This is a genomic window from Duganella sp. GW821-FHT07F09, from assembly GCF_059418705.1.
The window spans coordinates 435,276-454,487 of the sequence record NZ_JBWKQJ010000006.1 but is presented as its reverse complement, the minus strand read 5'-3'; the positions used below and the strand labels follow the sequence as shown (position 1 = coordinate 454,487).

14 protein-coding genes and 1 tRNA gene are annotated in these 19,212 nt (G+C 64.8%); 7 read left to right on the top strand and 8 right to left on the bottom strand.

Going from position 1 to position 19,212, the window contains the following annotated elements:
* Positions 1-2,982, bottom strand: a complete 2,982-nt coding sequence (locus tag AC07P1_RS18650; RefSeq protein WP_494697253.1) for a response regulator — start codon at positions 2,980-2,982, stop codon at positions 1-3.
* A gap of 210 nt (positions 2,983-3,192) precedes the next feature.
* Here AC07P1_RS18650 and AC07P1_RS18645 point away from each other — a divergent pair, with 210 nt between their 5' ends.
* Complete coding sequence (locus AC07P1_RS18645) at positions 3,193-4,392, top strand: glycosyltransferase (protein WP_494697215.1); 1,200 nt, start codon at positions 3,193-3,195, stop codon at positions 4,390-4,392.
* A gap of 75 nt (positions 4,393-4,467) precedes the next feature.
* On the opposite strand, the gene AC07P1_RS18640 is transcribed toward AC07P1_RS18645, so the two are convergent.
* The 7 genes from AC07P1_RS18640 to AC07P1_RS18610 form a co-directional block, all read right to left on the bottom strand.
* Positions 4,468-5,421 carry a PEP-CTERM sorting domain-containing protein gene (locus tag AC07P1_RS18640; RefSeq protein ID WP_494697214.1) on the bottom strand — a complete coding sequence of 318 codons (954 nt, stop codon included), beginning with the start codon at positions 5,419-5,421 and terminating at the stop codon, positions 4,468-4,470.
* A gap of 236 nt (positions 5,422-5,657) precedes the next feature.
* Positions 5,658-6,599, bottom strand: coding sequence for a PEP-CTERM sorting domain-containing protein (locus AC07P1_RS18635; protein ID WP_494697213.1), 942 nt, complete (start codon positions 6,597-6,599; stop codon positions 5,658-5,660).
* A 173-nt stretch (positions 6,600-6,772) separates the two neighbouring features.
* Positions 6,773-7,462 (bottom strand): acyltransferase, encoded by a 690-nt coding sequence (locus AC07P1_RS18630; protein WP_494697212.1) that lies wholly within the window; start codon positions 7,460-7,462, stop codon positions 6,773-6,775.
* Positions 7,462-8,565: a nitroreductase family protein gene (locus AC07P1_RS18625; RefSeq protein WP_494697211.1), complete on the bottom strand. Its 1,104-nt coding sequence runs from the start codon at positions 8,563-8,565 to the stop codon at positions 7,462-7,464. Before AC07P1_RS18625 ends, AC07P1_RS18630 begins: the two co-directional genes overlap by 1 nt.
* Entirely contained in the window at positions 8,562-9,431 is an 870-nt protein-coding gene (locus AC07P1_RS18620; protein ID WP_494697210.1) for a ThiF family adenylyltransferase, read from the bottom strand. The genes AC07P1_RS18625 and AC07P1_RS18620 overlap by 4 nt, the downstream gene beginning before the upstream one ends.
* Before the next feature lie 134 nt (positions 9,432-9,565).
* Positions 9,566-9,766 (bottom strand): YbdD/YjiX family protein, encoded by a 201-nt coding sequence (locus AC07P1_RS18615; RefSeq protein ID WP_209720512.1) that lies wholly within the window; start codon positions 9,764-9,766, stop codon positions 9,566-9,568.
* The gene (locus AC07P1_RS18610) at positions 9,766-11,850 is read right to left on the bottom strand and encodes a carbon starvation CstA family protein (RefSeq protein WP_494697209.1); all 2,085 of its coding nucleotides are present in this window, start codon (positions 11,848-11,850) and stop codon (positions 9,766-9,768) included. The genes AC07P1_RS18615 and AC07P1_RS18610 overlap by 1 nt, the downstream gene beginning before the upstream one ends.
* 207 nt (positions 11,851-12,057) lie before the next feature.
* Between AC07P1_RS18610 and AC07P1_RS18605 the strand changes: the two genes are divergently transcribed.
* The 6 genes from AC07P1_RS18605 to AC07P1_RS18580 all read left to right on the top strand — a co-directional run bounded on the left by AC07P1_RS18605 (position 12,058) and on the right by AC07P1_RS18580 (position 18,997).
* On the top strand, positions 12,058-13,419 hold the full coding sequence (locus AC07P1_RS18605) for a cache domain-containing protein (RefSeq protein WP_494697208.1): 1,362 nt from the start codon (positions 12,058-12,060) through the stop codon (positions 13,417-13,419).
* Positions 13,420-13,480: 61 nt separating this feature from the next.
* On the top strand, positions 13,481-14,098 hold the full coding sequence (locus AC07P1_RS18600) for a response regulator (protein WP_315221097.1): 618 nt from the start codon (positions 13,481-13,483) through the stop codon (positions 14,096-14,098).
* Positions 14,099-14,374: 276 nt separating this feature from the next.
* Positions 14,375-15,541: an EAL and HDOD domain-containing protein gene (locus AC07P1_RS18595; protein ID WP_494697207.1), complete on the top strand. Its 1,167-nt coding sequence runs from the start codon at positions 14,375-14,377 to the stop codon at positions 15,539-15,541.
* Between the two features lie 3 nt (positions 15,542-15,544).
* Complete coding sequence (locus AC07P1_RS18590; protein WP_494697206.1) at positions 15,545-17,629, top strand: putative bifunctional diguanylate cyclase/phosphodiesterase; 2,085 nt, start codon at positions 15,545-15,547, stop codon at positions 17,627-17,629.
* A gap of 159 nt (positions 17,630-17,788) precedes the next feature.
* A tRNA-Ser gene (locus AC07P1_RS18585) sits at positions 17,789-17,878 on the top strand.
* A 291-nt stretch (positions 17,879-18,169) separates the two neighbouring features.
* Positions 18,170-18,997: a PD-(D/E)XK nuclease domain-containing protein gene (locus AC07P1_RS18580; protein ID WP_494697205.1), complete on the top strand. Its 828-nt coding sequence runs from the start codon at positions 18,170-18,172 to the stop codon at positions 18,995-18,997.
* Positions 18,998-19,212 lie beyond the last annotated feature (215 nt).

The window sequence follows — 19,212 nt, the reverse complement described above, 5'->3', positions numbered from 1 at the left end:
TTAAATTTCCTTTTCCAGGATAGCTCCCAATGCCTGCCGCACGGCCTGGAAAGATCGTTCCATATCATCGAGCAGGGCGGCGGCGCCCGCGGTGGTATCGTTGCGGCCCAGCTGTTCCATTTCCCTGCAGCGCTGCGCCAGCGCGTCGGCGCCCACGTTGGCGCTGCTCGATTTGAGACTGTGCGCCGCCTTGCGTATTTGCACGGTGCTGCCGCTGTCGATGGCGGACTTGATGGTGCGCAGATGGGTCGGGGTGTCTTCCAGATACGCCTGCAGCACCCGCTCGAGCAGCGCGTCGCCATTGCTGGCGCTGAGCGCGCGGATGTTTTCCAGCGCTTGCCGGTTGATCAGCGGTTCCTGCTGCGGCGGGACCGTGGCCGCGACCGGCGGCGCCGCCACGGCGGCCGCGGCGGCGCCGGACGTTTCCGGCTCGTCGGGCGGGCTTGGCGCAAGGGCCGGAGCCAGCGCTTCGGCCGGGCCCTGCTGCGGCCCCGGCGCCACCCGTGGCAGCGTGATCCAGCGGCCGATGGTCTGCCCCAGCGCCTGCTGCGTGAACGGCTTGCTCAAATAGTCGTCCATGCCGGCGGCCAGGCAGGATTCGCGGTCGCCCTGCAAGGCGTTGGCCGTGATGGCGATGATCGGCAGGCTGCGCGAGCGGCCGCGTTGTTGCTCGTGGCGGCGGATTTCGGTGGTGGCGGCGAAGCCGTCCATCACCGGCATCTGGCAGTCCATCAGGATCAGGTCGAAGTCGCCGGACTGCACCGAGCGCAACGCCTCCTGGCCGTTGCAGGCGCGGCTGACGTCGAGGCCCAGGCCCTCGAGCATGGCGCTGGCCACTTCGACATTGACCGGATTGTCTTCCGCCAGCAGCACCTTGCGGCCCTTGCGCGCGCGCTGCGCCGGCAACGCCGTGCTGGAGCTGAACGTCGCCAGCGGCGGCGCCGCCGGCGAGGCCGCGCCCGTATGCGGCAGGCGGATCGGCCGCTCGTCGCCATGTGTCAACGATTGCACCGATGGCGGCGGCACGTGGCGCGCCGGTTCGGCGCTGCCCATCCGCGTCTGGGTGACGACGCAGTCGTAAAGGTCGCACTCGCGCGGCGGCTTGATCAGTTGGAAGGCGACCCCGGCCTCGCGCTGCTGGACCCGGTCGGCGGCGTTGCGTTCCGTGCTCAGCAACAACAGCCGCGTGGCGGCCAGGCCGGCGTCGGCGTGGATCGCGGCGGCCAGCGCCAGGCCGCTGGTGCGCGGCAGCTCCATGTCGAGCAGCACGACGTCGAAGGGCTGCGCGGCCGACGCGGCGTGGCGCAGCTGCTGCAACGCCTGGGTGGCCGAGGCGCTGGTGCCGAGCACGCGCCAGGCCGTCAGACGCCGTTCCAGCTCGGCGCGGCTGGTGGGGTTTTCGTCAACAATCAAAGCGCGTATTCCCAAATTGGTGTTGGAAGGATCGTCAAAATCGACGCGTGGTTTATCGAAATTTACGGCAAACCAAAAGATCGACCCTTGAGTTAACGCATGATCGACGCCTATCGTGCCTCCCATGAGCTCCACCAGTTGTTTTGAGATCGCCAGTCCGAGGCCGGTGCCGCCGTGTTTGCGCGTGGTCGAGCCGTCCGCTTGCGAGAAGGAGTCGAAAATGCGCGAGCGCGCCTCGCTCGAGACGCCGATGCCGGTGTCGTGCACCTCGAAGCGCAGGCCGACGGTTTGCGTATCCTCCTGCACCACCGCGACCTTGACGGTGATCTTGCCGCTCTCGGTGAATTTGACGGCGTTGCCCAGCAGATTGAAGATCACCTGGCGCAAGCGGTTCGGATCGCCGTGGATGGCCACCGGGATGTCGTTGGCGATCGCCAATTCCAGCCGTATGCCCTTGGCCTGCGCCTGCGGCGAAAAGACGTTGTCTATATCGTCGAGCAAATCGCGGAAGTTGAAATGGATGTATTCCACCGTCAGCTTGCCGGCCTCGATCTTGGAGAAGTCCAGGATGTCGTTGATGATCACCAGCAAATGCTCGCCGGAACGTTTGACCATGCTGGTGTAGTGGCGTTGCTGCTCGCTCAGCCGCGTGGCCAGCAGCAACTCGGTCATGCCCAGCACGCCATTCATCGGCGTGCGGATCTCGTGGCTCATCGTGGCCAGGAAGGCGCTCTTGGCCTGGCTGGCCGCCTCGGCCGCGTTCTTGGCCTTTTCCAGTTGCTCGGTGCGCACGCCGACCTGGCGCTCGAGCTGGTCGCGGTACTGCGCCAGCGCGCCGTCGCGCGCCTCGACCTGGGCCAGCATGTCGTTGAAGCTGTCGATCAGCGCGCCGAGCTCGTCGCTGCGCTGGTGGCTGATGCGCTCGGTCGGCTGGCCGCGGCTGACCTGCTGGGCCGCCGCGATCAGCTTGCCGACGGGCTCGGCCACGCTGCCCTTGAAGCGCGCCGCCATCAGCAGCGCCGTCATGAACGACAGCACCGCCGCGACGCCGGCCGCGCCCAGGTTTTTCAGGATGTCGATCCACATGCGCGTTTGCGAGCGCTCGATCAGCACGGTGCCGGCCAGCGCGTCGGGCCCGCGCACGTCGCGCTGCAGGCGCATGGCCGGCGCCCACGGCGGGCCGCTGCGCTCGCTGCGCACCTCCGGCCCCGTCAAGGGGATGTCGAGCAGGGGCGGCGCTTGCTGTTCTGCCGGCAAATTGTCGGACGCGTAGCGCGCCAGCAACTTGCCGTCGCCGTCATACAGCGCCGCCTGCAGGATGTCGTCCTCGGCCACCAGGGTCGCCAGCGTCTGCTCAGCTTGCTTGCGGTCGCCGCGCGATAGCGCGATCATGCTGTTGTTGCCGATCACGCCGGCCAGCGACGCCAGCTGCTTGCGCTCGTCGTCTGTGTGGCTGAGCACGGAGGTGACGGCGAAGGCGATGAATACCAGCATCAAGGCACTGCCCGTCGACAGCACGGAAATGATGGTCAGTTTCTGGCTCAGGCCGGAACGTTCGAAATTGAACATCGCGTGGCGGTTCCCAACGATACAGTGGGCGCCGAAGGCGTCGACGCGGGCGGTGCGCGGCACGCGGTTCTGGAGTGCCACTAGGAAAAATATATGTATGTGGCAAAGGCGATGTTGATCTAGGTCTAAGGCCGCACGTTTGCGCAGCCTCAAACGGCGTCGGATACCACACTTCAAGCTGGCGATATGGAACCTAAAAAGATCTTGTTTATGGCGGAGGCCGTGACGTTGGCGCACGTGGGGCGCCCGCTGGCGCTGGCGGCGACGCTCGATCGCGCACGCTACGACGTCCACCTCGCCTGCGCGCCCGGTTATGAAATGTTCTTCAAGGGAAGCAACGTGCGCAGCTGGGGCATCACCAGCATTTCCAGCGCGCGCTTCCTGGCCGCGTTGGCCGCCGGCAAGCCGGTGTACGACGCGGCGACCCTGCGCCGTTATGTCGAAGACGACCTGCGCGTGCTGAAGCAGCTGCGGCCGGATGTGGTGGTCGGCGATTTCCGGCTGTCGCTGTCGATCAGCGCGCGGCTGGCCGGGGTGCCTTATTTGGGCGTGATCAACGCCTACTGGAGCCCCCACGTGCGACAACATTACAGCGTGCCGGCGATCGGCCTGTCGCGCGTGTTGCCGATCGCTATCGCCGATCGCCTGTTCAAGCTGGCGCGTCCGCTGGCGTTCGCCTTGCACAGCGTGCCGCTCAACCAGGTGCGGCGTGCGCATGGTTTGCCGCCGCTGGGCCACGATCTGCGCCGCGTCTACACCGATGCCGACCATGTGTTGTACGCCGACGTCCCCGAGATGTTTCCGGCGACGAATTTGCCTTCCACACATTGTTATCTGGGACCGGTGACGTGGTCGCCACCCACCGAGTTGCCGCACTGGTGGCACGCCTTGCCGGCGGGTCGGCCTATCGTCTATGTGACACTGGGCAGCTCGGGACAGGGCGCCTTGCTGCCGCGGGTGTTGCAGGCGTTGGCGCCGTTGCCGGTGAGCGTGATCGCCGCGACCGCCGGCAACGTGGCCCTGGGCGCGATGGGGGGGATGGGGCCGGTCCCGCCCAACGCCTACGTGGCCGCCTACCTGCCGGGCATCGAGGCGGCGCGGCGCTCCAGCCTGGTCATCTGCAACGGCGGCAGTCCGACCAGCCAGCAAGCCTTGAGCGCCTGCGTGCCGGTGCTGGGCATCGCCGGCAATCTGGACCAGTACCTGAACATGCACGGCGTGGTGGCCAGCGGCGCCGGCGCCTTGCTGCGCTCGGACCGCTTGAGCGAGCACGCCTTGCGCCGCGCCGCCGTCGACTTGCTCGAACAACCCGGCGCCAAGGCGTCCGCGCGCAAGGTGGCCGAGCAGTTCGTCCGTTACGACGCCGGCGCCCGGCTGTCGGGACTGCTGCTCAAGCTGTTGCCGTTGTGACCCAATAAAATCCGGGCGAAAAAAAACGGACCGAGGTACGCCGCCAGGGTCCGCCAAAGTTACACAGCCGCAGTGTCAGGATTTGCTCTCGGTTTTGATCTTCCGGCGGCTGCCCATTGCCAGGCCGGCGAAGCCCAGGCCCATGATGGCCAGGGTGCCTGGTTCCGGCACCGCCAGCGCGCCGAAGGTTTGCGACGAGTCCACTTTCAGGAACGGTACCGTGGTGGGGGTGGTGCCGTCCCACATCATCGTCGGCGTGAAGAACGAGGGCACGTTGGTGGTGCCGGTGACCTTGTCCTGGAAGATGGAGCCGGTGACGATGTCCAGGTAGGCCGGATCGACGTAGTCGATCATGAAGCGCGAATCGAACGAGCCGGTGCCGATCGCGCCGCTGGCGGTGAAGCTGGCGTCGTTGAACACCAGGTGGCCCGACAGGATGATGATGCCGTCGCCGTCGGTGTCGCCGGGCGAGGTGCCGCAGCCGGTCGAGGTCGAACCGGTGCCGTAGCAGCGCACGGTGCCGGCGCCGTTGCCGGGCACGGCGCGGCTGCTGCCGGGGCCGGCGGTGATCTGGTCGAAGTAGATGGCGATGTTTTGCACGCCGGCGCGCAGCGGATCGACGTCCATCGCGGCCGCCTGCGATGGCGGCAGCGTGAAGTGGGCGGTGGTCGGCGTCTGCGAATCGACCACTTGCTGGAAGCGCACCACCTTGCTGATCTCGAAGGTGGTGTTCAGGCCGCCCGGCGTGACGATGGCCGGGATGTTGCTGTTCGACATAGTGCCGATGACCATCTGCGAACGCAGCTCGGTCAGGTAGGGCGCGCCGGCGCCGGGGCCGACGGTGATGCCGGGGATGAAGCCGGTGGCCAGGCCGGTGTCGGTGACGTTGGTCCACAGGTCGGCGTAGGTGCTGTAGGCGCCGCTGCCGGTGACATCGAGGCCCACAGTGGGGCCGGCGCTGGCGGTGAGCGGCGCGGCCAGCGCGGTAGCGATCGTGGCGGCGGCCAGTGCGGGTTTGAGGATGTTCATGTGTGTGCTCCCTGGAGTTGACGGAACCCGGAAATCGGGATCGTATGACCTATAGAGCAAAACCCTTGCCAAGCAAGGCGAACCGTAAGGAATCAAGCACTTGCGCGCCGCCGCCACTACGTTTTTGCAACTATTGTAAAAAAAGCCGTCAATAAAAAAACGGACCGCGGGCATGGCGCCGGGTCCGTTGAAAAATAGCGGAAGCGCCCGCTGTCGTTGCAACAGCAAACCATGGATCAGCAAGGAGCGTTGATTTTACGGCGCTTGCTCAGTGCCAGCCCGGCCAGGCCCAGCCCGATGATGGCCACGGTGCCCGGCTCCGGCACGGCGGCGAAGGACTGCGAGGAGTCCACTTTCAGGAAGGGGACGGTGGTGGGCGTGGCGCCGTCCCACATCGAGGTCGGTGTAAAGAACGACGGCACGTTGGTGGTGCCGGTGAACTTGTCCAGGAACACCGAGCCGGTGACGATGTCCAGGTAGGCGGGGTCGACATAGTCGATGATGAAGCGGGTGTCGAACGAGCCGGTGCCGACGGCGCCGCTGGCGGTGAAGCTGGCGGTGTTGAAGACCAGGTGGCCCGACAGGATCATGACGCCGTCGCCGTCCGGGTCGGCGCCGCCGCCGCCGCAACCGTTGGCGGCGCCGCCGGTGACGCCGGTGCCATAGCAGCGCACCGTGTCGACGCCGTTGCCGGGCACGGCCTGGCTGGCGCCGCCGGGCGTGATCTGGTCGAAGAACACGGCGAAGTTTTGCACGCCGGCGCGGGTGGGATCGACGTCCATCGCCGCCGACTGGCTGGGCGCCAGCCCGAAGGTGGCGGTGGTGGCGTTTTGCGAGGTGACCAGTTCCTCGAAGCGCACGACCTTGGTCATCTCGAAGCTGGTGTTGAGGCCGGGCGGCGTGACGATGGCGCCGGTGTTGCTGTTGCTCATGGTGCCGATGACGGTCTGCGTGTGCAGTTCGGTGACATATGGCGCGATGCCGCCGGGACCGACGATGGCGCCCGGCACGAAGCCGGTGACCACGGCGGTGTCGGTGATGTTGGTCCACAGGTCGGCGTAGGTGGTGTAGGTGCCGGTGCCGGTGGGATCGAGGCCGACCACCGGGGCGGCGAGCGCGGCGAACGGTGTCGCCAGCGCGGCCGCGAGGATGGCGGCGGCGGGTTTGTAATAGTTCATAGCTGTTCCCCAAGAAATAGAAGACCCTGGAAATCAAGGTCGCTCCACCTCTTCAGCAAAACTCCTGCCAGCCTGGACGAAGCCTGTGGATTCAAGGGCTTGCGCCGCGCTGTGTGTTGCGGATCGAACAGTGCGTAAAAAATTCCGGCACTTGCTTGATCTGGTTCATTACTCTAGCTCAGTTCGCTTGCCTTTACTGCCGAGGCCGCTTTGATTTTGCGCGCCGGAATGCCGCCCCAGATTTCGCCGGCGCCGATGTGGGTATCCTTGGTCACCACCGCGCCGGCCGAGACGATGGCGTTGTCGCCGATGCGCACGCCCGCCATCACCACCGCCTTGGCGCCGATGGTGACCGTGTCGCCGATGACGACGGCCTTCAGTTCCAGCCGGCTGCCCTCGATCACGTGCGCGAAGATCACCGCGTCGTGGCCGATGATGGTGTTGCTGCCGATGCGCGTGAGCGGCGGATCGAGCAGGGCGCCGGCGCTGTAGGTGTTGGCGCCCAGCTCGGCGCCCAGCGCCAGGTAGATCAGCCGCACGATCGGCACCGGGATGAAGTGCGTGCGGATCAGCGAATTGAACAGCAGCAGGTAGAACAGGATGTTGACGTTGGCCGCCAGTTCGTGGCGCGAGTTTTCCGCCACCTCGCCCTCGCGCAGCGGCATGACGAACAGGAAGCCGCGGTACACGGCGAAGGCCGCCAGATAGGTCAGCAGCACGGCCGCCAGCAGCAGCGCCACGCCGCGAAAATCGCCCAGCGGCAGGCCGCCCAGCAGCAGCGCGGTGGCGCCGATGCCCAGCGCCAGGATCGCGGTCAGCAAGCCCAGGAAGACGGCGATCTGCAACGGCTTGATGGCGCGCATCAACGCCCCCCCGCCGGCGGGCCGACCAGCAGTTCGTTCAGCGGCTTGCGGATCGAGCGCGCCGCCGCCGGCTCGCCGGCGCCGATGCGGCCCATGAACACGGCCGTCTCCCACACCTGCTGGCCGACCAGCAGCTCGCCCTGTCGCGACAGGTCGGCCGCGCGCTGCTGCATGCCTTGTGTGCCGGAAAACACCCGGCCCTCGCGCACATAGCGGGAAAAGATCAGCGGCGTCAGTTCCGGCTGCAATTGCAGTCCCAGCGCGGTGGCCGTCAGCCAGAAGCGCTGCATGGCCCGGCCCGCCGCGACGTAGTCGTCGATGCGCTGCGGGCGGCGCTCCGCCGTCAGCACGAAGTGGGCGGCGCAGGCCAGGCCGGGGATCAGGTCCATCTGCAGGCGCGGCGCCACCGTGCCGGCCAGCCAGGTGTTGAAGAATTCCACGCGGCGCCAGTCGCGCATGATCCAGCGCATCAGCTTGGCGGTCATCGGGTCCACGCCCAGCGCCTGGTCGGGCATGCGGTCCTCGCTGTAGCGGGCGTTCCATTCGATGACGGCCTGGTGCACCTGGTGCGCCTCCGGCATCGTCAGGCGCAGCTTGGCGTTGCGGTACATCAAACGCGCCGCCGCCACGCGCTGGCGGCCTTCGAGCCAGGTCACGCGGAAGCCCGGCGGCAGGGTGGCGGTCAGCGCGGTCTTCTCGGCCGTCGTCAGCGGGCGCCGGCTCAGCGGCCGGCGCTGCACGCTGCGCGCCAGGATGGCGTCGGCCAGCGGATCGCCTTCGCGCTGCGGCGCCGGCACGAAGTCGACGATGAACATGGGGCGCGCCTCCGGCGCCTCCGGCCGCCGCGCGGCGAGCATCGCCAGCCCGAAGGTGCTGGCGGCGATGGCCATCGTTTCCAGCAGCGCGCCCAGCGAGATCTGGCTCGGGTGGCCGTCCAGGTCGTAGACGCAGTGGTCGCGCGTGTCGCGGCCGTGCACGATCAGGCGGCGCGTGTCGAGGATCTCGAAGCGCCACGGCTGGGTGTTGTCGCCGCTGGGCGCCCAGCGCGCCAGCTCGAGTATCTGTTCCAGGGTGGCATCCAGATGTTGTTCCATCTTGCTCATGATTCGTCTCCGGGACGGCGCCGCCTGGCCAGCATCATCGCCAGCCGTTGCAGCGGGTGGCGGTGGCCGCCGGGACGCCAGGTGCGCACCAGCTTGTTGCGGTAGCCGTCGTACTGATAGCCGCGCGGGGCGGCCAATACCTCGCCGCGGTTGAGCATGATCTTGAGCGCCTCTGTGGCGGCGGCACCGGCGCACAACTCGCAGCCCATGATGGTGGAGGGGCCGCGCTTCTCCTTCAGATTGATGCTGGACGGATCGACCAGATAGCGGCCGTGCAGTCCCGCCGGCGCCAGCCCCACCAGGAAGCGCAGCGCCTTCTCGTCGTCGGGCAGGTCGCCCCAGCCGAAGTATTCTTCGAACGTCATCTCCCCCGGCAGGAAATTGAGCACGGCCGTGCCCATGCCCAGCGGCGCGGCCGTGATCGCCGGAATGCCGAGCCTGGCGCAGGCGGCGAACGTGGCCTGGCGCGCGCCGAAGGCGAAGAAGTCCAGGCCGTCGACATACAAGTCGACACCGTTGAAGAACCGGCGCATGTTGACGTCGTCCACGCCGGTCGGAAAGCTGGTGATCTGCAATTCCGGATTGATATCGCGCGCCATCGCCTCCAGCACCTCGACCTTGGGCAAGCCCAGGGTGGACATGTTGGCGCCGATCTGGCGGTTGAAGTTGGCGATATCGAAGGTGTCGAAATCGGCGATGTGGAACGCGCCCACGCCCAGCCGCGCCAAGGTCAGCAGATGAAAGCCGCCGACACCGCCCAGTCCGGCGATGGCGATGCGCGTGTCCTTGAGCAGCGATTGTTCGGCCGGCGTCACCCAGCCGAGGTTGCGCGCGAACGCGTGGTGGTAAGAAAAGGTCTGCGCCATGTGTCTCCCGGGGAGCTGCCGCCATGCGGCTCAAGGAGTTTGGACAGATGAGTTAGATCAAAAGTTCCGCAAATATTTGTAATAGGTGAAAAAAAAAGCCGGTTCAACAGAACCGGCCTTCGCCACTCAGCACGTTAGCAACAACCGCCGCGCTTGCCGGCGCCGCCGTAGCGCGCCTCCTGGCGCTCGCGGAAGAATTCCTCGTACGTCATCATCGGCTCGTCGGGATGGGTGGCTTCCCGATGGCTGACATAGGTGTCGTAGTCGGGCAGGCCCATCATCAGGCGCATGCTCTGCCCGAGATAGCGGCCCGCCTTGGCGATGTCGCCCAACATCATTGCACCTTGGCAGCCAGCACCATCGGGCTTTCCATGGCGGTCGGCTTGCTGTTGGCGCGCGCCACCATCACGGTGCGGATGCCGAACACCAGCACGCTGAGCACGACGACGACGAAGAAGCCGGCCAGCGACGCGTCCAGATAATCGTTGAACACGATCTGGTGCATCTGCGCCACCGACTTGGCCGGCGCCAGCAGCTTGCCCTCGTCGAGCGCGCCCTGGTACTTGGAGGCGTGCGCCAGGAAACCGATCTTCGGATCGGCGTGGAAGATCTTCTGCCAGCCGGCCGTCAAGGTGCACAGCAGCAGCCAGATGGTCGGCACGACGGTGACCCAGGCGAACTTGCCGCGTTTCATTTTGAACAGCACGCAGGTGCCCAGCATCAGCGCGATCGCCGCCAGCATCTGGTTGGCGATGCCGAACAGCGGCCACAAGGTGTTGATGCCGCCCAGCGGATCGACCACGCCCTGGTACAGGAAGTAGCCCCAGGCCGCCACGCACAGCGCGGTCGCGGTCAGGTTGGCGAACACGTTCTCGGTCTTTTTCATCGAAGGCACGAAGGCGCCCAGCAAATCCTGCAGCATGAAGCGGCCGGCGCGGGTGCCGGCGTCGACGGCGGTCAGGATGAACAGCGCCTCGAACAGGATGGCGAAGTGGTACCAGAAGGCCATCATGGCCTGGCCGCCGATCACGTTCGACAGGATGTGGGCCATGCCGACCGCCAGGGTCGGGGCGCCGCCGGCGCGCGAGATGATGCTGTGCTCGCCGACATCCTTGGCGGTCTGGGTCAGCATTTCCGGGGTGACATAGAAGCCCCACTGCGAGATCGCCGCAGCGGCGGACTCGGCCGTGGTGCCGATCAGCGCGGCGGGAGAGTTCATGGCGAAGTAGATGCCCGGCTCGATGGTCGAGGCGGCCACCAGCGCCATGATGGCGACGAACGATTCCATCAGCATGGCGCCGTAGCCGATGAAGCGGGCGTGGCTTTCATTCTCGATCATCTTGGGCGTGGTGCCCGACGAGATCAGCGCGTGGAAGCCGGACACGGCGCCGCAGGCGATGGTGATGAACAGGAAGGGGAACATCGAGCCCGACCAGACCGGACCGGTGCCGTCGATGAATTGCGTGATCGCCGGCATTTTCAGATACGGGGCGACGAACAGGATGCCCAGCGCCAGGCCGACGATGGTGCCGATCTTGAGGAAGGTCGACAGGTAGTCGCGCGGCGCCAGCAGCAGCCACACCGGCAGCACCGAGGCGACGAAGCCGTAGCCGATCAGCATCCAGGTCAGCTCGGTGCCGGTGTAGTTGAACATCGGCGCCAGCGCCGGATTTTCCTGCACGTACTGGCCGCCGAAGATGGCCGCCATCAGCAGCACGAAGCCGATGATCGACACCTCGCCGATGCGGCCGACACGGATGTAGCGCGAATACACGCCCATGAACAGCGCGATCGGGATCGTCATCATGACGGTGAAGCTGCCCCACGGCGAGCCGGTCAGCGCCTTGACGACGATCAGCGCCAGCACCGCCAGGATGATGACCATGATCATGAAGGTGCCCAGCAGCGCGATCATGCCGGGGATTTGGCCCAACTCCGATTTGATCAGGTCGCCCAGCGAGCGGCCGTCGCGGCGCATCGAGATGAACAGCACGATGAAGTCCTGCACGGCACCGGCGAACACCACCCCGGCCAGTATCCACAGCATGCCGGGCAGATAGCCCATCTGCGCGGCCAGCACCGGCCCGACCAGCGGACCGGCGCCGGCGATGGCGGCGAAGTGGTGGCCGAACAGCACGTATTTATTGGTCGGCACATAGTCGAGGCCATCGTTCAGCTTGGCGGCCGGCGTCATGCGCTTGTCGTCGAGCCCCAGCACCTTGTCGGCGATGTACAGGCTGTAATAGCGGTAGGCGATCAGATAGACGCACACGGCGGCGATGACGATCCAGATCGCGCTGACGGACTCGCCGCGCTTGAGCGCGACCACGCCGAGGGCGGCGGCGCCGCACAGGGCCAGCGCCGCCCAGCCGAGCTTGCTGGCCAGGGTCTGGGGTGTACTAGTGGGTAATGATTTCATGCTTCCTCCAAGGTAGTCCTGCACTTCGTCCGGTGCTGCCTTGGCCTTATCAATCCGGCATCGTGGCAGCTTATGGCGAGTATTCATGAAGCTGATAATTGGCGCAAGCGCAGCACTACGCAGTCGCGTTAGGTAGTACTACGTACGGCCGGGGACGCGCGGGGGCGTAAAATCGCGGGGTTCGGATAATTGGATGGGCGGTCCCTTATGAAGTTGCGGCAAAAAGTCATATTCCTGGCCATCACGCCGCTGATCCTGGCGCTGTGCGCGATCGCGCTGGCGGTGCGCCACCAGTCGGTGTTGCTGGCCCAGCAGCAGCGCGACACCATCCAGCAGGCGTATCTGAGCAGCAAGGAGGCCGAGCTCAAGCATTACGTCGCGCTGGCCTCGCATTCGATCTCGCACCTGTACAATTCCGGCCGCAACGACCCGGCGACCCTGGAGGAGGCCAAGCGCATCCTGTCCTCGCTGAGCTACGGCGACGACGGTTACTTCTTTTTGTACGATATGAACGGCAACACCCTGATGCATCCGCGCCAGCCGGAGCTGGTGGGGCAGAACCTGTTCGAGCTGCGCGACGCGCTGGGACGGCCGACGATCCAGAACCTGCTGCAGCGCGCCCGCGCCGGTGGCGGGCTGGAGCGCTACATGTGGATCAAGCCGTCGACCCGCAAGCCGGTCGCCAAGCTCGGCTATGTGGTGGCGATGCCGAACTGGGGCTGGATGATGGGCACCGGCATTTATCTCGACGACGTCGACCGCGCGCTGGCCAAGATCGACATCCAGCAATCGGGCAACATCCACAACACCATGCTGTGGATCGCCGCCATCGCCATCGCCGCCTCGGTGACGGTGGCCAGCACCGGGCTGGCGCTCAACATCAGCGAGTTCCGCGTCGCCGACGCCAAGCTCAAGGTGCTGGCGCAGCGGGTGGTCGAATCGCAGGAGGAGGAGCGGGCGCGGCTCTCGCGTGACTTGCACGACGGTATCAGCCAGTGGCTGGTGTCGATCAAGCTGCAGATCGAGGCTGGTATGATCAGGCTGTCGTCGGACAAACCGGAGCAGCGGCAGGCCGCGCACGCGGTGTTCGAGCACGCGGCCGGGCAGCTGAGCAACGTGATGGGCGAGGTGCGGCGCATTTCGCACAACCTGCGTCCGGCCATCCTTGACGATTTGGGCCTGGCGGCGGCGCTGCACCACCTGGGGCAGGAGTACACGCTCAGCAGCGGCACGCCGGTGCGCTTCGAGGCCGGCGGCATCACCGACGGCCTGCCCGACGTCGCCAACACGGTGCTGTTCCGCATCGCGCAGGAGGCGCTGACCAATATCGAGCGCCACGCCGGCGCCAGCGCGATCGAGATCGCGCTGACCGGCGACGGCAAGGGAGTGAACTTGCGCATCAGCGACGACGGCGTCGGCTTCGACGCCGAGGGCATCGCGTTGCATCCCAAGCACGGCATCGGATTGCGCAATATGATGGAGCGGATGGACGCCATCGGCGGCCGGTTCGAGATCGTCTCCTCGTCGGACGGCACGGTGCTGACCGCCTACGCCGCGAACAATAGCTGAACAAAGCCAGTACAACGGCTAATATGAATCATCGCAGCATTAATACAGTACCGGGAACGCCATGACCTCTACAATCAAAATCCTGCTGGTCGACGACCACCCCCTGGTGCGCGACGGCCTGCGCGCGCGGCTGGAGGCGATGCCGCAGTTCGAGGTCGTGGCCGAGGCCGGCGGAGCCGCCGAGGCGCTGGAGCAGGCGGGCCAGTGCACGGTCGACCTGGTGCTCATGGATATCAATATGCGCGGCACCAACGGCATCGAGGCGACCGCCCAGTTCAAGCAGGCGTTCCCCCGCATCGCGGTGCTGATCCTGTCGATGCACGACAAGCTCGAGTATGTGTCGCAGGCGATCCAGGCGGGCGCGCGCGGCTACGTGCTCAAGGACGCGCCCGGCAAGGACATCGTCGTCGCCATCGAGACCGTCATGTCCGGCGGTATTTATTACAGCGCCGCGCTGGCGCGCCAGCTGGCGCAGCCGCAGAACCAGGACAACCAGTTGACCTCGCGCGAGCACGAGGTGTTGCGCCACATCGCCAACGGCGAATCGAACAAGCAGATCGCCCGCGCGCTCGACCTCAGCGTGCGCACCGTCGAAACGCACCGGCTCAACATCAAGCGCAAGCTCGGCATAGAAGGGCAGGCTGAATTGATCCGTTTCGCGGTGCAGCATGCGCAATGACATAACTTTCACCATGATTCTTTGTTTGGATGCAACAAAATCGCGGCGAAGCTGCAATACTGTTGAGCAATTTCTAATATTCCGTGTTTGTCCGGCAATATCTGATATATTCTAGCTGCTTAGAAAATTGCAATTGTGTAAAAAGAAAAATGTTTTTGTGTGCAGTCAGTTGTTCCTATACTGGTCATATTGCAAATTACTCTACTGCCCCATGGTATTGGTTTGCCCCGTCATAGTCGAACGATCGCTGCGCGTACAACCCTCGATGAGAAATTGATGTCCGCGCCAGATACTAGCCCGTTCCCCCTCGTGGAATTCCAAGCGGTGTCCAACGCTCGCAACGAGTGGGTGGCGCTGACTTTCGAATTGTCCGCCGACGCGGGTGACGCCTTCCAGTCCACGCTGACCCTGTTCCGGACCCCCGACGTGTTCGCCGCGCTGGCGCCGCTCGACTGCATCGTGCCGGTGCCCGATCCGGCGTCGCTGGAACTGTCGCAACTATCGAGCCTGCCGCCCAGCCGCGTGATCCTGCGCGTGCCGGCGCAACACTGCGCCGACGTGCCGGTGCAAAAAAAACTCGCCACCGTCGCCGAGGCCGGCTATCGCATCATGATTGAAGGCGTGACCGCCGGCTCGGCCGCCACCATGTGCGGCGCCACCTCGCTGATGGTGGACGCCTCGGCCAGCCTGCCGCCGGTGCTCGCGCTCATCGCCCAGCCCGGCCCGCACCTGGCCGCCGGCATGCACAGCGAGCTGCGCATCGCCGAATGCGCGCACGCCGGCTTCCACTGGTTCAGCGGCGACTACGCGCTGCATCCGCCGCGCGAGACCGCCAACGACGGCACCTCGCGCAAGCGGCTGCTGGCGCTGCTCGGCATGCTGGCGCGCGACGCCGACTCGCGCGAGCTCGAAGTGCTGCTCAAGCAGGACCCGGCGCTGTCCTACCATCTTTTAAAACTGGTCAACTCGGCCGCTTTCGCGCTCAGTTCGCCGATCCACAGCTTCGGCCAGGCGATCAACGTGCTGGGGCGGCGCCAGCTGCAACGCTGGCTGCAATTGCTGCTGTACGCGCGGCAGCAGGAAGACGGCCTGGCCAACCCGCTGCTGCCGCTGGCGGCGGTGCGCGCGGCCCACATGGAAGCGCTGAGCAAATCGCTGGGCTGGGACCGCGACCAGCAGGACATGGCCTTCGTCGCAGGCGTGTTCTCGCTGCTCGATGTGCTGCTGGGCATGTCGATGACGGAAATCGTCGCCGCGCTCAGCCTGGATCTGGATGTCGTCATGGCGCTGCTGGACCGGGGCGGCCCGCTGGGTGAATTGCTCAGCCTGGTCGAACACCACGACCGCGACGCGCTCGACAAGGCCGGCATCGGCGCCGACACCTACTGGCAAGCGCAGCTGCAGGCCTACCACTGGGCCATCCAGGTCAGCAGGAATCTATAACCTATGGCCGACCATCCCGTCTCCGACTTCCTCAACCACAGCGCCGCCGTCTGCGACGCGGTGCTGCGCCTGCGCGGCAGCGCGATGGCCGAGGAACTGGGACGCATCGTCCGCATCGTCACCAACAGCCCGCTGGGCGAATACATGCCGGCCGACGCCGTCTCGCTGCTGGTCCCGCCGCCGGTGGAGGAAATCGTCGCCGCCAACGACGACGCCGTCCCCAGCCTGACGCAGGACATCTGGTTCGAGGACCGTTATTTCGGCCGCTTCGTCGTCTCCGGACGGCTGGGCTACAGCGACGCCGACCGCCAGCACCTGGCCAGCCTCGCCACGCTGGCCGGCAGCGTGCTGCAAGTGCACTCGCTGGCGCAGCGCAGCACCCACGCCTACGTGCAGGTCGAATCGCAGCTGCAACACCAGGCGCAGATCCTCGACCACATCCACGAATCGGTGGTCACGATGGACATGAACGGCTTCATCCTCAGCTGGAACAAGGGCGCGGAGCGGCTGTTCGGCTACACCTCGGTGGAAGCGGTGGGGCGCAACATCCTGTTCCTGTACGACGAGGAAGACATCGACGCCCACGACCCGTTCCTCGAGCAGGGCGGGCGGCTGATGGAAGTTCGGCGCAAGAAAAAATCGGGCGAGGTGTTCTGGGCCAGCCTGTCGCTGTCGCCGCTGTGCGACCTCAACAAGCGATCGATGGGGCTGATCGCCTACCTCACCGACATCACCGAGCGCAAGCTGGCCGAAGAGCGCATCCACCACCTCGCGTACTACGACGCGCTGACCAACCTGCCGAACCGCACGCTGTTGACCAAGCTGGTCGACCAGGCGCTGATGGTCGCGCAGCGCGGCAAGCTGCAAGGCTGCGTCCTGTTCATCGACCTCAACCGCTTCAAGATGATCAACGACACGCTCGGGCGCAAGATCGGCGACGAGTTGCTGTGCGAGGTCGCGCGCCGCTTCCGCACGGTGCTGCGCGACCAGGACCTGGTGGCGCGGCTGGGCGGCGACGAATTCGCCATCGGCCTGTTCGACCTCGGCCAGCACTTCGAGGCCAGCATGGTCGCGCAAAAGCTGCTGGCCACGCTCAACAGCCCGATCGTGATCCAGGGCCACGATTTACGGGTCGGCGGCAGCATCGGCATCAGCGTCTATCCCCAGGACGGCGACGACGCCGAAACCCTGCTGCGGCTGGCTGACATCGCCATGTACCGCGCCAAGCAGGAGGGCGGCGTCAACGGCGACCATGTCGCCTTCTACAGCCAGGACATGAACCAGGGCATGCAGGAGCGCATGCGCATCGAAACCGGGCTGCGCCACGCGCTCGGCAACGGCGAGCTGCTGCTGCACTACCAGCCCAAGTTCTCCATCGACACCGGCAAGATCATCGGCGCCGAAGCGCTGGTGCGCTGGCGCCATCCGGAGCGCGGCCTGGTGCCGCCGGTCGAGTTCATCCCGCTGGCCGAGGCGACCGGGCTGGTGGTGCAGGTCGGCGAATGGGTGCTGGAGGCGGCCTGTTCGCAGGCCAAGCAGTGGAAGGACGCCGGCTTGCCGCCGATACGGCTGGCGGTCAACGTGTCGGCGCGCGAGTTCACCGCGTCGCTGCCGGGGCGGGTGATGGATACGCTCAACCGGTACGGGCTGGAGCCGTCGTGGCTGGAGCTGGAGATCACCGAGAGCACCTTGATGCACAACATCGACCGCGTGATCGGCATCATGGACCGGATCACGGCGCTGGGCGTGACGTTGTCGCTGGACGATTTCGGCACCGGGTATTCGAGCTTGTCGTACCTGAAGCGCTTCCCGATCGACACGTTGAAAATCGACCGCTCGTTCACGATCGGCATACCGAGCGACGCGAATGATTGCGCGATTGCCAACACGATCATCAGCATCGCGCAGCAGTTGAAGCACAAGGTGATCGCCGAGGGCGTGGAGACGGTCGAGCAACTGGCGTTCCTGAAGAACTCCGGCTGTGACGAAGTGCAGGGGTATCTGTTCTCGCAGCCGCTGGAGGCGGCCGCCTTCGAGCTGGCGTTGCGTGAGAACTGGACGCCGGGGCAAGCTAGCAGAGCAGCCTAACATCGTGCCTGCGACCGCATGCGCCCGGTATGCCGGGGGCCACGTAGGGCGGATTAGGCGGAACGCCGTAATCCGCCAAGAGCCGCCAGTGCCGTATTTTCGGCCAGCGAAGCGCGATTACCCATCAACTGGTTGAATTCTGTATAATGCTGCGCCATAGGAAGCGTGGCCGAGTGGTTGAAGGCAGCAGTCTTGAAAACTGCCGACGGTGTGAGCCGTTCGTGAGTTCGAATCTCACCGCTTCCGCCAGTGCATATGATTAAGCCCTTGATTATCAAGGGCTTTTTTGCTTTTGGAACTGGCAATAAGAAGTATTGCGGTCGGAATTTACGAGGATTTTTAGACTAGTTGCGGAAATGGTTTCCGCAACTAGTCTAAGCGGAAGTGATTTTAGACGGAGTAACTCCGACTTGACCTGACACCAACTGCCGGATGAGTTAGAGTTCTCGTGTGTCCGCTAATGGCCCATTTTCAGACGTCGATAGCGATAGCGAAGTTCACTCACTCGGCGTTTTACGATATATAACAACTTAGCTCTCAATGGCACCTGAAGAAATCATCGACGCCCTGACAACGTACCTTGAGGAACTTGGCAAGATATTGGCGCGCTTTAGTCACACCCGCACTGGGATGCACATAGAGCGGCAAGACAACTATCGTTTCCGGACAATCGTCACGGAGCTTCTAGACCTTTTCCGCGATCACGTCCCTGGCTCGCGGCAGCACATTCAGCTTGTGAGTAGTGCGTACAACGAAGGCGTCAGTAACATCTCTCAATCGGCCTCGTACGCAAGCGTTGAGGAAGTAAGAAGTACCGTTTCAGCCGTTCTTACTCGAATTGAGCGCAACAAGAATCTCTTTGTAGCGGCAACTGGTCCCGTGTTGATTGCTGAGTCGGAGCGGAAGCTTGTAGACGCTCTGGACCAACTTATTCTTCGCTTTCATGCTGTTGCGGTTCAACTTCGGTCTCGTCACTCAGATCGAAATACGTTAGACGTAAACGATGAGTACGATGTTCAGGACCTCATGCACGCGCTATTGAGACTTCACTTCAATGACGTCCGCCCTGAGGAATGGGTGCCGAGCTATGCGGGAAGTGCCTCGCGCACCGACTTTCTACTTCCAGAGATTCTAACTGTCGTTGAGATCAAGAAAACGCGCCAAGGACTGAACGCGAGGTCCGTTGGCGAGCAATTGATTATCGATATTGCGAAATATAAAAGGCACCCTCAATGCAAGCGGCTCGTGTGCTTTGTCTATGACCCTGAAGGCCGAATTGCGAATCCAGTTGGGATCGAAAATGACCTTGCCTCTGGTGGCGAGGGCATAGACGTCCGAGTATTTATTTTGCCCAAGGCAGCGGGTTGAACCCGCAGGCGAAAGCCGCCCTTGGCCTCACTCAATGCAGAGGCAGGCCAAGGCTATTTTCTGCTAGCGCGTAGGTTTGACAGACTGGCCGACGCGGCGATAGACGCGGTCGGTAATCTCTTGCTCGGTGTGCCCCAGCAGCGCGCTTGCGTCGGCCGCATCGACGATCTCGCTCGCCGACTTGGCCCGAATGTCGCGAAACTACGAGTGAGCAG

Excerpts from the sequence above, each read along its gene's own strand:
- AC07P1_RS18650 (WP_494697253.1), bottom strand. The coding sequence starts at position 2,982 with ATGTTCAATTTCGAACGTTCCGGCCTGAGCCAGAAACTGACCATCATT.
- AC07P1_RS18645 (WP_494697215.1), top strand. The coding sequence starts at position 3,193 with ATGGCGGAGGCCGTGACGTTGGCGCACGTGGGGCGCCCGCTGGCGCTG.
- AC07P1_RS18640 (WP_494697214.1), bottom strand. The coding sequence starts at position 5,421 with ATGAACATCCTCAAACCCGCACTGGCCGCCGCCACGATCGCTACCGCG.
- AC07P1_RS18635 (WP_494697213.1), bottom strand. The coding sequence starts at position 6,599 with ATGAACTATTACAAACCCGCCGCCGCCATCCTCGCGGCCGCGCTGGCG.
- AC07P1_RS18630 (WP_494697212.1), bottom strand. The coding sequence starts at position 7,462 with ATGCGCGCCATCAAGCCGTTGCAGATCGCCGTCTTCCTGGGCTTGCTG.
- AC07P1_RS18625 (WP_494697211.1), bottom strand. The coding sequence starts at position 8,565 with ATGAGCAAGATGGAACAACATCTGGATGCCACCCTGGAACAGATACTC.
- AC07P1_RS18620 (WP_494697210.1), bottom strand. The coding sequence starts at position 9,431 with ATGGCGCAGACCTTTTCTTACCACCACGCGTTCGCGCGCAACCTCGGC.
- AC07P1_RS18615 (WP_209720512.1), bottom strand. The coding sequence starts at position 9,766 with ATGTTGGGCGACATCGCCAAGGCGGGCCGCTATCTCGGGCAGAGCATG.
- AC07P1_RS18610 (WP_494697209.1), bottom strand. The coding sequence starts at position 11,850 with ATGAAATCATTACCCACTAGTACACCCCAGACCCTGGCCAGCAAGCTC.
- AC07P1_RS18605 (WP_494697208.1), top strand. The coding sequence starts at position 12,058 with ATGAAGTTGCGGCAAAAAGTCATATTCCTGGCCATCACGCCGCTGATC.
- AC07P1_RS18600 (WP_315221097.1), top strand. The coding sequence starts at position 13,481 with ATGACCTCTACAATCAAAATCCTGCTGGTCGACGACCACCCCCTGGTG.
- AC07P1_RS18595 (WP_494697207.1), top strand. The coding sequence starts at position 14,375 with ATGTCCGCGCCAGATACTAGCCCGTTCCCCCTCGTGGAATTCCAAGCG.
- AC07P1_RS18590 (WP_494697206.1), top strand. The coding sequence starts at position 15,545 with ATGGCCGACCATCCCGTCTCCGACTTCCTCAACCACAGCGCCGCCGTC.
- AC07P1_RS18580 (WP_494697205.1), top strand. The coding sequence starts at position 18,170 with ATGGCACCTGAAGAAATCATCGACGCCCTGACAACGTACCTTGAGGAA.